This is a genomic window from Ralstonia condita (assembly GCF_958405655.1).
GTDB classification, from domain to species: domain Bacteria; phylum Pseudomonadota; class Gammaproteobacteria; order Burkholderiales; family Burkholderiaceae; genus Ralstonia; species Ralstonia condita.
The window spans coordinates 189,523-202,414 of record NZ_CATYWO010000006.1 but is presented as its reverse complement, the minus strand read 5'-3'; the positions used below and the strand labels follow the sequence as shown (position 1 = coordinate 202,414).

Genomic DNA, 12,892 nt, shown 5'->3' with positions numbered 1-12,892 from the left:
CGATAGTGTCCACGTGTCCACCTAGAACTAGATGGACACGATGCTCCTTGCTACGCGGGTCCCCTTCAAGACGGGTTCACCGGGTGCTTACCGATGATTTCCTTCAATTTGAAGCGGGCATTGAGGCGCGCCCCAAGGGGGCATACCTGCCAAAGCAATTTGCTGCCCTGCCTGACGGTACCCTGCGCCGCGTGGATCGGCAAGCAAGAGAGGCTTGCCCGTGCCGACCCGGCGGGCAAGTGCTTGCCCGATGGACCCAGGGTCGATGACAACGGCGACATTCTGCACCTCAAATTCCCCGCTCCATTTCAGCCCCGACAGGCTATCGACGCGAATGTCGAGGCATCTGCACGTTTACGCGGAACGCTATCTTCTTCTGCCCCGAGCGTTGGGCGCCCTGAACGGCGATGGTCACTTGATGGCTGCCGTCGCCTCACCGGGCGTTGCCATGTCGATCACGAAGCGGAATGTCACGTCACCCGCTACCGTGCGGTCGTAGGCTTGGTTGACGTCGTTCATCGCGATCGTCTCGATATCGCACACGATGTTGTGTTCGCTACAGAAATCGAGCATTTCCTGAGTTTCGGGCAAGCCGCCGATAAGCGGACCCGTCATCGAGCGACGCTTGAAGATAAAGTGGACACCGCTTGTGTAGGTCAACGTCTCGACAGCGCCTACGACAACCATCGTGCCGTCGTGCTTCTGCCGGTTCATGTAGGGGTCGGTACCATGGCCGACCGGGAACTTCACGCCCAAGCATTACGACCGCCGAAAGGTGCGACGAGCCAGCGCGACCGAGTGAGGCCGCTGGAAAAAAACGTTGGGAATTTCAGAATGCAGAACGGCGCGGAGTGACTAGGCCGTTGATTCTATTGGGGAATTTGGGGTGGCTGATGGGACTCGAACCCACGACGACCAGAATCACAATCTGGGACTCTACCAACTGAGCTACAGCCACCGTCGTGCGAACAGCAAAAACTCGACGCTGCTCGGCGAAAACCAAAATTATACAAACATTCTTTCTGGGTGACTAGGGGGTGGCGCAATTTATGCAGCGACCATCTCTTCACCCTGCTCTTCGCCACGCCGCAAGTGGCTGCGCGCCTCGGCAAACAGCGCGTGCGTATCGTCCAGCGTCTTGACGCGACCCAGCGCTTTGGCGTCGGACAGTACACGCCGCCACCCGCGCGCGCCGGCAACGCCACGATACAGCCCCAGCATGTGGCGCACCGCCGCGCCGGCGTAACCACCACGCTCCACCCAGCGGCCGACGTAGGAGATCATCGCGTCCTCCACTTCGACGCGCGTGCGCGCCCCAGTGCCTGCTCTGTAGTAGCGTCCATCGAACGTAGCCATCAGGTAGGGATGGTGATAAGCCTCGCGGCCGATCATGACGCCGTCGACGTGTGCCAAATGCGTGTCGATCTGCTCCAGCGTCTGCACGCCGCCGTTGAGCAATATTTCCAGATGCGGAAAGTCTCGCTTGAGTTGGTACACGACCTCGTAGCGCAGCGGCGGAATCTCGCGATTCTCCTTCGGGCTTAAGCCCTTCAGGATGGCGTTGCGCGCGTGGACAATAAAAGTCTCGCAACCCGCCTCAGCGATGATTCCGACGAAATCGCGTACGAAATCATAGGTTTCGATGGCATCGATGCCAATGCGGTGCTTGACCGTGACCGGAATCGATACTGCATCGCGCATGGCCTTCACCCCCTCTGCGACGAGCTTGGGCTCGGCCATCAGGCACGCGCCGAACGCGCCACGCTGCACGCGCTCGGAAGGACAGCCGCAGTTCAGGTTGATTTCCTTGTAGCCCCACTGCTGGCCGAGGCGCGCGGCCTGCGCCAGGTCGTTGGGCTCGCTCCCGCCGAGCTGGAGCGCCACGGGGTGCTCGGCTTCGTCGAAATCGAGGTGACGCGGGACGTCTCCGTGCAGCAGCGCGCCGGTGGTCACCATTTCCGTGTAGAGCCACGTGTGGCGGGAAATCTGGCGATGGAAGAACCGACAATGTCGGTCAGTCCAGTCCATCATGGGCGCGACCGACAAGCGGCGGGGGTTGGGCGTGGGGCGTTCAGCGGTCACAGCGAAGTCAACGATTCAATGCAGGCGAGCAGTTTACCGCTTCTAGTCCGACAGCCCCAGCAGCGGATGCTGCTCGCGGCGCCACGGCGAGACGAAGAACGCGGCCACCTCCTCCTCGCGCACTGCATCAATGCTGGCATGCTTCCACTTGGGTGTATGGTCCTTGTCGACCGCCAGCGCGCGGATGCCTTCGATACCATCGCCGTCCGCAAACACGTGGGTCATCATGTCGAGCTCACGCCGAAGCTCATCGGCCAGCGTGGTGTGACGCCCGCGGCGGATTTGCTCGAGCGTCACGGCCATCATCAGCGGCGAGCGTTTCGCCATGTATGCGGCGGTCTGTGCCGCCCAGTCGTTGCCGCCGTTGCCAGCCAGATCGGCCAGAATGCCTTGCACCGTATCTTGGCTGAAGCATGCATCAATGGCGCCGCGACGCGCTGCGATGACGGCCTTGGATGCGTCCGGCGCCGACGCGGCATCGACAAAGCAGGCCGCGATCTCACCCGCGCTTTGCCAGTGGCCATTGCGCAGGCGCCGTACGACAGCTGCCAGCGCATCGGCGCCCATGTGGCAATCCGCCAGGCCGATCGACAGCGCATCGGCTGCCTCGATGACCTGCCCGGTCACGCCGAGATACTCACCCACGCTGCCCGGCACGCGTGCCAGGAACCAGCCGCCGCCCACGTCCGGGAACAGGCCGATATTGGTCTCGGGCATGGCCATCTTGGTGCGCTCAGTCACCACGCGCAGCGATGCGCCCTGCGAGATGCCCATCCCGCCGCCCATCACCACGCCGTCCATCAAGGCGATATAGGGCTTCGCATAGCTGAAGATGAGGTGGTTGAGGCGGTACTCCTCCGTAAAGAAGGTGATGAGCTGCGGGTCGCCGGCCGTGGCAGCGCGGTGGAAGAAGCGGATGTCGCCGCCGGCACACAGGGCCTTGCCGCCCTCACCGCGCAGGATGACGGCGTGAACCTCCGGGTCGTGCTGCCATGCGAGCAGCGCATGCGACATCGCCCTGATCATCTCCAGCGACAGCGCGTTGAGCGCCTGCGGCCGGTTCAGCGTGAGCCAGCCGATGCCGCCCCGAACTTCGGCGATCACGTGAGGGTGGACCTCAGCTTGCGGCGCAGGTGAAACGGTGGATTCCATGTCTCTCAAATGTTGTTGTGCGGATAACGGCTGGACTGTACACGAGGGCGACGTTTAGCGAGGAAGGGTTCTAACGTCCCCTCTTTCCCAGCGTGCATGTTGGGCGTATATCTGCCGATTGGAGACAACACATACATCACAACAATCAGATGACCCCTGCCACTGTCACACCAAGCGCGCCCAGCTTCGACCCCGGCTTGATCCTGCTGGCGTTTGCGCCGGTCTTCCTGCTCACCATCGGGGCGGAGGCATGGTATTGGCGCAAACGCGATCCGTCCGTCTACAGCCTCAAGGACACCGTTTCAAACGCGGGCCTGGCGCTCATGCACCAGGCATCGGATGCCTTTTTCTTGTGGCTGATGGTCAAGACGGTCTATGCATGGACCTACGCCCACGGCTTGCGCGCCGTACCGGAAACATGGTGGTCATTCTTGCTGCTCCTGCTACTGCAGGACTGCCTCTACTATTTCTTCCACCGCGCCAGCCATCGCGTGCGCTGGATGTGGGCCTCACATGTGACGCATCACTCATCGGAGGGTATGAACTTTTCGACCGCCTTTCGCCAGAGCCTGACGTACCCGGTTTCAGGGATGTGGCTCTTCTGGATTCCGCTGGCGTGGGTCGGCTTTACGCCGGACTGGGTCATCCTGGCCGTCGGCCTGAATCTGGCATTCCAGTTCTTCGTGCATACGCGCTTGGGTGCGCTGGATTCGCGCTATGCGGGCTTCTGGCGCTGGCTGGGGCAGTATGTGAATACGCCGTCGGTGCATCGCGTGCACCACGCCAAGAACCCCCAGTACATCGACCGCAACTACGCCGGCGTGCTCACCATCTGGGATCGCATGTTCGGCAGCTTCGTCCCCGAGGAAGAAGCGCCTGTCTTTGGCATCACACGACAGGTCCACACGCACAACCCGATCACCCTCACCTTCCACGAATGGCGCGACATGTGGGCCGATGTGTTCCACGATCGGGACATCCGTTATCTGTGGAAACCGCCCGAGTGGCGCAGCCCGCGCGCTGCCGTCGCCTCTGAGCCCATGCCGCTTGTGTGACCCGGGCCCGGACGCCGCAATTCAGGCAGCCTGTACGCTCTCGACGATCCTGCCAGCGTTCAGGGACATGGATACACGCAGGCACAACCAAAAAAACGCCCCGACATGTCGGGGCGTTTTCTCTGACCGATCCGTCGTGGATCAAGCGGCTTCTTCGCGCGCAGCACGCTTACGTTCGTGTTCCTTCAGATGACGCTTGCGCAGGCGGATGCTCTTCGGCGTGACTTCCACCAGCTCGTCGTCGGCGATGAATTCCACCGCGTATTCCAGCGACATCTGGATGGGCGGCACCAGGCGTACGGCTTCGTCTGTCCCCGACGCACGCACGTTGGTCAGCTGCTTGCCCTTGATCGGGTTGACGACCAAGTCGTTGTCGCGGCTGTGGATGCCGATGATCATGCCTTCGTAAAGCGCATCGCCAGGCGACACGAACATGCGGCCGCGATCCTGCAGCTTCCACAGCGCGTAGGCCACGGCAGCGCCGTCGTCCTGCGAGATCAGCACGCCGTTGTGGCGCTCGCCCAGGTCGCCTTCCTTGACCGGCGAGTAATCGTCGAAGATGTGGCTGATCAGGCCGGTGCCGCGCGTCAGCGTCAGGAATTCACCCTGGAAGCCGATCAGGCCGCGGGCCGGAATGCGGTATTCCAGACGCGTACGGCCCTTGCCGTCCGACGCCATGTCGAGCAGTTCGCCCTTGCGGCGGCCCAGCTCTTCCATCACGCCGCCCTGGTGGCCGTCTTCCACGTCCACGGTCAGGCGCTCGAACGGCTCGCACTTCACACCGTCGATTTCCTTGAACACCACGCGCGGGCGCGACACGGCCAGCTCGTAGCCTTCACGGCGCATGTTTTCCACCAGAATCGTCAGATGCAATTCGCCACGGCCCGACACTTCGAAGATCGTGTCGTCGCCGGTGTCCTTCACGCGCAGGGCCACGTTGGACTTCAGCTCGCGGTCCAGACGATCGCGCAGTTGGCGGCTCGTCACGAACTTGCCTTCGCGGCCAGCCAGGGGCGAGGTGTTGACGCAGAAGTTCATCGTCAGCGTCGGCTCGTCCACCTTCAGCATCGGCAGCGCTTCCTGAGCGTCCGGCGCACACACGGTGCAGCCGATACCCAGTTCTTCAATACCGTTGATCAGCACGATGTCGCCGGCTTCGGCTTCCTGCACCAGTTCGCGCTCCAGGCCACGGAACTTCAGCACCTGGTTGATACGACCCTTGATCGGGTTGCCTTCCGGGCCGAACTTGACCACCACGTCCTGCAGCGGACGCACGCGGCCACGCGTGATGCGGCCCACGCCGATCTTGCCGACGTAGCTGGAATAGTCCAGCGAGATGATCTGCAGCTGGAACGGGCCGTTCGGGTCGTCGTTACGCTGCGGCACCTTGTCGAGAATGGTCTCGAACAGCGGCTTCATGTCGCCTTCGCGCACGTCGTCAGTCAGGCCGGCGTAACCGTTCAGGCCCGAGGCGTACACGACTGGGAAGTCGAGCTGGTCGTCGTTGGCGCCCAGCTTGTCGAACAGGTCGAAGGTCTGGTTGATCACCCACTCCGGACGCGCGCCCGGACGGTCCACCTTGTTGATCACGACGATCGGCTTCAGGCCCAGGGCCAGCGCCTTGCGCGTCACGAAACGCGTTTGCGGCATCGGGCCTTCCACGGCATCGACCAGCAGCAGCACGCCGTCGACCATCGACAGCACACGCTCCACCTCGCCACCGAAGTCGGCGTGCCCCGGCGTGTCGACGATGTTGATGTGCGTGCCGTTGTATTCGACCGCGCAGTTCTTGGCCAGGATCGTGATGCCGCGTTCTTTTTCGATGTCATTCGAATCCATCACGCGTTCAGCAACCTGCTCGTTCTCTCGGAACGTGCCGGATTGGCGGAGGAGCTGGTCGACCAACGTGGTTTTGCCGTGGTCAACGTGGGCAATGATGGCAATGTTGCGAAGCGCGCGCATGGGAAGTGAACTCGAAAAGACGTGACGCAAGCCTCGGAAACAGCTCGCGGAATAACCTGACATTCTAGCATGCTGCAATGCGCAAGGGATGACACTCGTGATGAATCTGTAAAGTACCAACATAAAAGTGGCACATGAATCACCAATTATTTCTAAAACTGGAATCACTCATTCAGTACCTTGCCGTTTGCTGCGCAGATTCGTATATTTGTCCCGACAATGATTGTGCATACATAAGATGTCCGAACAAACAAGACCTGCCGCCGAAATCGCTTCTGGAACGCTGTTCCGGGTGGAGGACTACCGCATGTGCGAGAGCGTGGGCTACCTCGTAGGGCGTACCAAGACGGCACTGTCCATGGCGATCGAGCAAGAGGTGGCGCAGATGGACGTGACGCACTCCCAGGCGAGCTGCCTGGTGTTGCTCGCCAACGGCCGCTGCCAAACCGCCACCGACCTCGGCCGCGAACTGAATACCGATATCGGCTCGCTCACTCGCATGCTCAGCCGCATGGAAAAGCGCGGGCTGATCGAGCGCGTACGCAGCGAATCCGACCGCCGCGTCGTGCATCTCGATCTGACTGAAGCCGGTCGGGCAATGGCCGACCGCATGCCGGCCATCTATACCCACGTGTTGAACCGCTTCTTTGCCGGCTTCTCGCCTGCCGAAGTCCAGACCCTGCGTGGACTGCTCAAGCGCGTGCTGGACAATTGCGCGGCGAGCGAGAGCAACCGCCCTCGCGCCGCCGGGCATTGACACCGCACGGCTACAACCGCTCCCAACGTTTACCTGATTGCCTGACACCCCAGAACAACATGAACGCCTCAGACTTTGCCCCCCAGGCTCTTCCGCTCGCAGGCCGCGCACCGACGCAATGGCCGGCGCGCCTGGGTGTGGCGCTCTCCACGATTGCGTTGGCCGCCCTGGCCGGCTGCGCCGACCTCGGCAACTCACACAGCACGCAAACGCTTACGTCGCCTGGACAGCTCGCTAGCGCCAAGACGCTGCCGTCGCAGGGCGGCCAATGGCCATCGCAGAGCTGGGTCGATCAGTTCAATGATCCCCAACTGCGTGCGCTGGTGGATGAGGCGATCAAGGACAATCCGAACCTGCAGGTCGCCTTTGCCCGCGTGCGGGCCTCTCGCGCGATGGCCGATATCGTACGCGGCAATCTGTACCCGAGCGTCGGCTTCGATGCGGAAACCACGCGCCAACGCCTGTCGGAATACGACCTGTTTGAAGGCACGCCGTTGGCCGGACGCTGGTTCACGGAGTCGAAAATCCAGCTCGGCGTGAGCTACGACCTGGATTTCTGGGGCAAGAACCGCTCCGCGCTGGAAGCCGCACTGTCGGACGACAAGGCCATGGAAGCCGAAAGCCAGGCCGCGCGCCTGATGCTCTCCACGACGGTCGCTCGCACCTACGCCAAGCTGGCCGCACTGTATGCGCAGCGCGACGTTGCAGAACGCGCGATTACGCAGCGCAAGGACCTGACCTCGCTGGCAAGCCAGCGCCTGCGCGCCGGGCTGGACACGCAGGTCGAAACCACGCAGGCACGCGCCAACGTAGCTGCCGCGCAAACCGAGCTGGAGCAGGTCGACGAGCAGATTGCGCTGGCGCGTCACCAGCTGGCTGCGCTGTTGGGCAAAGGCCCCGATCGCGGTCTGGTTATCACGCGCCCGACGCTGCTGGCACAAGCAACGCCCAAGCTGCCGAACGACCTGACCATCGACCTGATCGGCCGCCGGCCGGACCTCGTGGCCGCGCGCTGGCGCGTCGAGGCCGCCTCGAAGGATATCGACGTGGCCAAAGCCGAGTTTCTGCCGGATATCAGCCTGACCGCATTCCTGGGCCTCGTATCGATTGCGCCGGAAAACCTGCTGCTCGGTGCATCGCGTCAACTCGGCATTGGCCCCGCGCTGAAGCTGCCGATCTTCGAGGGCGGCAAGCTGCGCGCCAATCTGCGGGGTAAGTACGCCAGCTATGACGCCGCCGTTGCCAGCTACAACCAGACGCTGACCGAGGCGCTGCACGATACCGCTGACCAGATCACCGCACTGCACAGCATCGATGCGCAGATCGCCATCCAGCGCACGGCGCTGACCGAAGCCGAGCGTGCGTACAGCCTGGCACGCACACGCTATGGCGCAGGTCTCGGCACGCAACTGACCGTACTCAACGCCGAAACCACTGTCCTGCAGCAGCGCAAGCTTGCAACCGATCTGCAGGCGCGCCGTCTCGACGCACAGATGGCACTGATCAAGGCGCTTGGCGGCGGCTATACGGCAGAAGACCTGCCCGGATCCGTGCCCCACCACGCGACCACCGGCGGAGCGGCCCAACCCGCAACGTCGCAAAGCTGACCTGAATTGAACCGAACGTTCCCACGCATTCTTTCGAGCCAACATCATGAGTGACAACAAGCCCCAAGCCGCCCCGTCCGCAGCCCCCGCAGCAGCGCCTGCGGCCGCCCCGAACGGCAGTGGCAACGGAACACGCAAGCGCATGCTGACCACACTGACGGCCGCCCTGGTGATCGCAGGTGTCGGTTATGGCCTCTACTGGGGCCTGTATGGCCGCTGGTTTGAGTCGACCGACGATGCCTACGTGCAGGGCAACGTGGTTCAGGTGACGCCGCAGGTGGCGGGTACCGTGGTCGCCATCCGCGCCGACGACACGCAGCTCGTCACCTCCGGCCAGCCGCTGATCGAACTGGACCGCGCAGATGCGCGCGTCGCGCTGGAACAGGCCGAAGCCGCACTTGCGCAGACGGTGCGCCAGGTGCGCACGCTGTACTCGAATACCAGCGCCTACACCGCTACGCTCGCGATGCGCGAGTCGGACCTTGCCAAGGCAAAGGATGACCTCGCACGTCGCAAGCAGATCGCGGGGACAGGCGCCGTGTCGCAGGAAGAAATCTCACACGCTGAAACCGCGGTACGGGCAGCACAGGCGGCACTGGAGACGGCCAAGGAACAATTGCAGGGCAATCGCGTATTGACGGAGCAGACCACGCTGGAGCGTCACCCCAACGTACTGCAGGCCGCCGCCAAGGTGCGTGAAGCCTACCTGGCCTACGCGCGTACGAGCCTGCCTGCCTCCGTGACGGGCTATGTGGCCAAGCGCTCGGTGCAGGTTGGCCAGCGCGTTGCCCCGGGCACGCCACTGATGGCCATCGTCCCGCTCGACCAGCTTTGGGTCGACGCCAATTTCAAGGAAGTGCAGGTGCGCCACATGCGCGTGGGCCAGCCAGTGGAACTGGTGGCCGACGTGTATGGCAGCAGCGTGACGTACCACGGCAAGGTCGTGGGTTTCTCTGCCGGTACGGGCTCGGCTTTCTCGCTGCTGCCGGCGCAGAATGCCACAGGCAACTGGATCAAGGTGGTGCAGCGCCTGCCGGTGCGTGTGTCGCTTGACCCGACGGAGCTGAAGGATCATCCGCTGCGTGTGGGTCTGTCGATGGAAGCCAAGGTCGACATTCACGACGAAGGCGGACAGAGCCTGGCCACCGCGCCGACGGCATCACCGCTGCAAACCTCGGTGTATGACCAGGCGGGCAAGGATGCCGATCAGATCATCGCCAGCATCATCGCCAATAACGCCGGCCGCGGTGTCTCCACCGCGCCAGCCGCATCCAATGTGCCGGCCACTTCCGCGCCGCGCGCTTCGCAACCTGCTCCCAAGGTCTGACGCATGGCAACTGCCGCGCCAAAGCCACCACAGCCACTGACCGGCGCCAAACTGGCGATCGGTACCGTGGCACTGTCGCTGGCCACCTTCATGAACGTGCTGGACTCGTCCATCGCCAACGTGTCGATCCCGGCCATCTCAGGCGACCTGGGCGTTGCGCCGAACCAGGGCACATGGGTCATCACCTCGTTTGCCGTGGCCAACGCCATCTCGGTGCCGCTCACGGGATGGCTGACGCAGCGCTTCGGACAGGTGCGCCTGTTCATCACGTCGATCATCCTGTTCGTGCTGTCATCGTGGGCATGCGGGCTGGCACCCAACATGGGCATGCTGATCACCGCACGTATCATCCAGGGCGCTGTGGCCGGCCCGATGATTCCACTGTCGCAGGCGCTGCTGCTGTCGACGTATCCACCCGCGAAGAGTTCGATGGCGCTGGCACTGTGGGGCATGACCACCCTGGTGGCGCCCATCATGGGGCCCATTTTCGGCGGGTGGATCTCCGACAACATGACGTGGCCGTGGATCTTCTACATCAATATTCCGGTCGGCATTCTGGCTGCGTACGCTACGTGGGTCATCTATAAGGACCGCGAATCGCAGACACGCTCCCTTCCGATCGACAAGATCGGGCTGGCGCTGCTTGTCATCTGGGTGGGTTCGCTTCAATTGATGCTGGATCGCGGCAAGGAGCTCGATTGGTTCAACTCCGCCGAAGTCATCACGCTCACCGTCATCGCGATCGTAGGCTTCGCGTTCTTCCTGGTGTGGGAGCTGACCGAGGACCACCCGGTGGTGGACCTGACCTTGTTCAAAGGCCGCAACTTCAGCGCCGGGGTGGTCGCCATCTCAGTAGCGTATGGATTGTTCTTCGGCAACCTCGTGATCCTGCCGCTGTGGCTGCAAACCATCGTCGGCTACACCGCCACCGATGCGGGCCTGATCATGGCGCCCGTGGGCATCTTCGCGATCATCCTGTCGCCAGTCATCGGCAAGAATCTGCCGAAGATGGACGCACGCTGGGTGGCGACTTCCGCATTCATGACGTTTGCGCTGGTGTTCTGGATGCGCTCGCACTTCACCACACAGGTGGACACCTGGACGCTGATGATTCCGACGCTCATCCAGGGTGCGGCCATGGCGATGTTCTTCATTCCGCTCACGTCGATCATCCTGTCTGGCCTGCCGCCCGAACGGATTCCCGCGGCGTCGGGGCTGTCGAACTTCGTGCGGATCATGTTCGGCGGCATCGGCGCATCGATCTCGACCACCGTATGGGACAACCGCTCCGCGCTACACCATGCTCAGCTGGTCGAGCACACGAACCCGTATAACCCCGCCTATACCGCGTCCATCAATCAATACACGCAGATGGGCATGCCGAGCCTGCAAGCCAACGGCGTGATCGAGCGCGTGATCTCCCAGCAGGCGGCGATGCTTGGCGCGAACGATATCTTCTGGGTATCAGCGGTCTTGTTCCTGGTGCTGATCGGCTTCATCTGGCTCACCAAACCGGCAAAATCGGCAGGCGGCGCAGAGGCGGCAGCCGGCGCGCACTGACGAAGCCCGCCCTCCCGACAACAAAAAGCCACGCCTAGCAGCGTGGCTTTTTGTTGGCCGTAAATTGCATTACAAGTGCACCAGACGCTCGGGCCGCAACACGCCGCCTTGCCAAGCAGCCACGCCCAGCAGCGCCGCCATGCCATCATTGCGCACGCCGTAGACTCGCACCTGCTCGGCGTTCGGCAGCGACAATCTCAAAGGCAAGCGCTGACCGTGTAGAAAGCGACGACTGTCTTCCGCGTCAAGCTCCACGCGCGGCAATGTCTGCAGCAGCGCATCGACCGGCGCAAGCATGGCCACACGTTGATCCTCCGGCGCAGCCTCCAGGGCTTCAAGCGTGACCGCTCCTTCGAGCGTCAGGCTGCCTACTCGCGTTCGGCGCAAAGCGGCCAAGTGAGCCCCACAGCCCAATGCCTCGCCAATGTCCTCGCCCAGCGTACGAATGTAGGTGCCCTTGCTGCATGAAACACGCAGAGTCACCGTTGGCGCGTCCGATTCCAGATCCGCCGCCAGCACATCGATGGCGTGGACCGTCACGCGGCGAGGGGAACGCTCCACCGTCTGCCCCGCGCGGGCGTATTCGTATAACGGCTTGCTGTCCTTCTTCAATGCAGAGTGCATCGGGGGTACTTGGTCGATCTCGCCGACAAAGCGCGCGATGGCCGCCTGCAGCTGCTCGGGCGTGACCGATACCGGGCGCTCGCTCAGCACCTCGCCTTCCGCGTCTGCGGTACTCGTCTTGATACCAAGCCGCACGACGGTTTCGTACGTCTTATCCGCATCGAGCAGGTCTTGCGAGAACTTCGTCGCCTCGCCGAAACACAGCGGCAGCAAACCTGTCGCCAGAGGATCCAGCGTGCCGGTATGTCCAGCCTTCTTGGCCCAAAGCAGGCGCTTGGCACGCATCAGCGCGTCGTTGCTGGACCAGCCGATCGGCTTATCCAGGAGCAACACGCCATGCACGTCCCGGCGTGGCGGCTTCTGGGGCTTGGGCGATTGTTGCGCTGCCATCGTCAGTCGTCTTTTGCACGCGTGGCGTTGGCTTCGTCGATCAGGCGCGACATTTCGATGCCGCGCTCGACCGAACCGTCAAAATGGAAGTGCAGCGTCGGCACGGTATGGATGTGCAATCGCTTGAAGAGCAGCGAGTGCAGATAACCGGCCTTCTCGTTCAGGATGGCGGCAGCCGCTTCCGGCTCGGCGCCCAGCACCGTGAAGTAGACCTTGGCGTGCGCATAGTCGGGGGTAAGCGACACCGATTGCAGCGTCACCAGACCCATCGCCGGGTTCTTGATTTCGCGCTGGATCAGTTCGGCCAGATCCCGTTGAATCTGGTCAGCAATGCGAACGTTACGGCCGGAGGCCGAGCCCGATTTCTTCGGCATAG

The 12,892-nt window shown here is 62.8% G+C and carries 11 protein-coding genes and 1 tRNA gene; 5 read left to right on the top strand and 7 right to left on the bottom strand.

What is annotated here, in order from left to right; all coding sequences use genetic code 11:
- Window positions 1–411 precede the first annotated feature (411 nt).
- From R2N03_RS17995 to R2N03_RS17980, 4 genes are all read right to left on the bottom strand, one after another.
- Window positions 412–714 carry an MDR/zinc-dependent alcohol dehydrogenase-like family protein gene (locus R2N03_RS17995; protein ID WP_316659192.1) on the bottom strand — a complete coding sequence of 101 codons (303 nt, stop codon included), beginning with the start codon at window positions 712–714 and terminating at the stop codon, window positions 412–414.
- A 168-nt stretch (window positions 715–882) separates the two neighbouring features.
- Window positions 883–958, bottom strand: a tRNA-His gene (locus R2N03_RS17990).
- Between the two features lie 89 nt (window positions 959–1,047).
- Window positions 1,048–2,082, bottom strand: a complete 1,035-nt coding sequence (gene dusA, locus R2N03_RS17985; RefSeq protein ID WP_316659191.1) for a tRNA dihydrouridine(20/20a) synthase DusA — start codon at window positions 2,080–2,082, stop codon at window positions 1,048–1,050.
- Window positions 2,083–2,124: 42 nt separating this feature from the next.
- Window positions 2,125–3,234 (bottom strand): enoyl-CoA hydratase/isomerase family protein, encoded by a 1,110-nt coding sequence (locus R2N03_RS17980; protein WP_316659190.1) that lies wholly within the window; start codon window positions 3,232–3,234, stop codon window positions 2,125–2,127.
- Between the two features lie 149 nt (window positions 3,235–3,383).
- Here R2N03_RS17980 and R2N03_RS17975 point away from each other — a divergent pair, with 149 nt between their 5' ends.
- The gene (locus tag R2N03_RS17975) at window positions 3,384–4,289 is read left to right on the top strand and encodes a sterol desaturase family protein (protein ID WP_316659188.1); all 906 of its coding nucleotides are present in this window, start codon (window positions 3,384–3,386) and stop codon (window positions 4,287–4,289) included.
- 141 nt (window positions 4,290–4,430) lie between these two features.
- Here the strand turns inward: R2N03_RS17975 and typA are convergent, their stop codons facing one another.
- Complete coding sequence (gene typA / locus R2N03_RS17970) at window positions 4,431–6,251, bottom strand: translational GTPase TypA (protein WP_316659187.1); 1,821 nt, start codon at window positions 6,249–6,251, stop codon at window positions 4,431–4,433.
- Between the two features lie 238 nt (window positions 6,252–6,489).
- Between typA and R2N03_RS17965 the strand changes: the two genes are divergently transcribed.
- The 4 genes from R2N03_RS17965 to R2N03_RS17950 are packed head-to-tail and all read left to right on the top strand — an operon-like array spanning window position 6,490 to window position 11,502.
- Window positions 6,490–7,008: a MarR family winged helix-turn-helix transcriptional regulator gene (locus tag R2N03_RS17965; RefSeq protein WP_316659186.1), complete on the top strand. Its 519-nt coding sequence runs from the start codon at window positions 6,490–6,492 to the stop codon at window positions 7,006–7,008.
- Window positions 7,009–7,067: 59 nt separating this feature from the next.
- Window positions 7,068–8,615, top strand: coding sequence for an AdeC/AdeK/OprM family multidrug efflux complex outer membrane factor (locus R2N03_RS17960; RefSeq protein ID WP_316659185.1), 1,548 nt, complete (start codon window positions 7,068–7,070; stop codon window positions 8,613–8,615).
- A gap of 46 nt (window positions 8,616–8,661) precedes the next feature.
- Window positions 8,662–9,942: an HlyD family secretion protein gene (locus tag R2N03_RS17955; protein WP_316659183.1), complete on the top strand. Its 1,281-nt coding sequence runs from the start codon at window positions 8,662–8,664 to the stop codon at window positions 9,940–9,942.
- A gap of 3 nt (window positions 9,943–9,945) precedes the next feature.
- A complete protein-coding gene (locus R2N03_RS17950; protein ID WP_316659180.1) occupies window positions 9,946–11,502 on the top strand; it encodes a DHA2 family efflux MFS transporter permease subunit in 1,557 nt (518 codons plus the stop codon).
- A 69-nt stretch (window positions 11,503–11,571) separates the two neighbouring features.
- Here the strand turns inward: R2N03_RS17950 and truB are convergent, their stop codons facing one another.
- Entirely contained in the window at window positions 11,572–12,516 is a 945-nt protein-coding gene (truB, locus tag R2N03_RS17945; protein ID WP_316659179.1) for a tRNA pseudouridine(55) synthase TruB, read from the bottom strand.
- Window positions 12,517–12,518: 2 nt separating this feature from the next.
- A complete protein-coding gene (gene rbfA, locus R2N03_RS17940) occupies window positions 12,519–12,890 on the bottom strand; it encodes a 30S ribosome-binding factor RbfA (protein ID WP_316659177.1) in 372 nt (123 codons plus the stop codon).
- Window positions 12,891–12,892 lie beyond the last annotated feature (2 nt).

Coding starts and splice junctions, on each gene's coding strand:
- R2N03_RS17995 (WP_316659192.1), bottom strand. CDS start 714: ATGAACCGGCAGAAGCACGACGGCACGATGGTTGTCGTAGGCGCTGTC.
- R2N03_RS17980 (WP_316659190.1), bottom strand. CDS start 3,234: ATGGAATCCACCGTTTCACCTGCGCCGCAAGCTGAGGTCCACCCTCAC.
- R2N03_RS17975 (WP_316659188.1), top strand. CDS start 3,384: ATGACCCCTGCCACTGTCACACCAAGCGCGCCCAGCTTCGACCCCGGC.
- typA (WP_316659187.1), bottom strand. CDS start 6,251: ATGCGCGCGCTTCGCAACATTGCCATCATTGCCCACGTTGACCACGGC.
- R2N03_RS17965 (WP_316659186.1), top strand. CDS start 6,490: ATGTCCGAACAAACAAGACCTGCCGCCGAAATCGCTTCTGGAACGCTG.
- R2N03_RS17960 (WP_316659185.1), top strand. CDS start 7,068: ATGAACGCCTCAGACTTTGCCCCCCAGGCTCTTCCGCTCGCAGGCCGC.
- R2N03_RS17955 (WP_316659183.1), top strand. CDS start 8,662: ATGAGTGACAACAAGCCCCAAGCCGCCCCGTCCGCAGCCCCCGCAGCA.
- R2N03_RS17950 (WP_316659180.1), top strand. CDS start 9,946: ATGGCAACTGCCGCGCCAAAGCCACCACAGCCACTGACCGGCGCCAAA.
- truB (WP_316659179.1), bottom strand. CDS start 12,516: ATGGCAGCGCAACAATCGCCCAAGCCCCAGAAGCCGCCACGCCGGGAC.
- rbfA (WP_316659177.1), bottom strand. CDS start 12,890: ATGCCGAAGAAATCGGGCTCGGCCTCCGGCCGTAACGTTCGCATTGCT.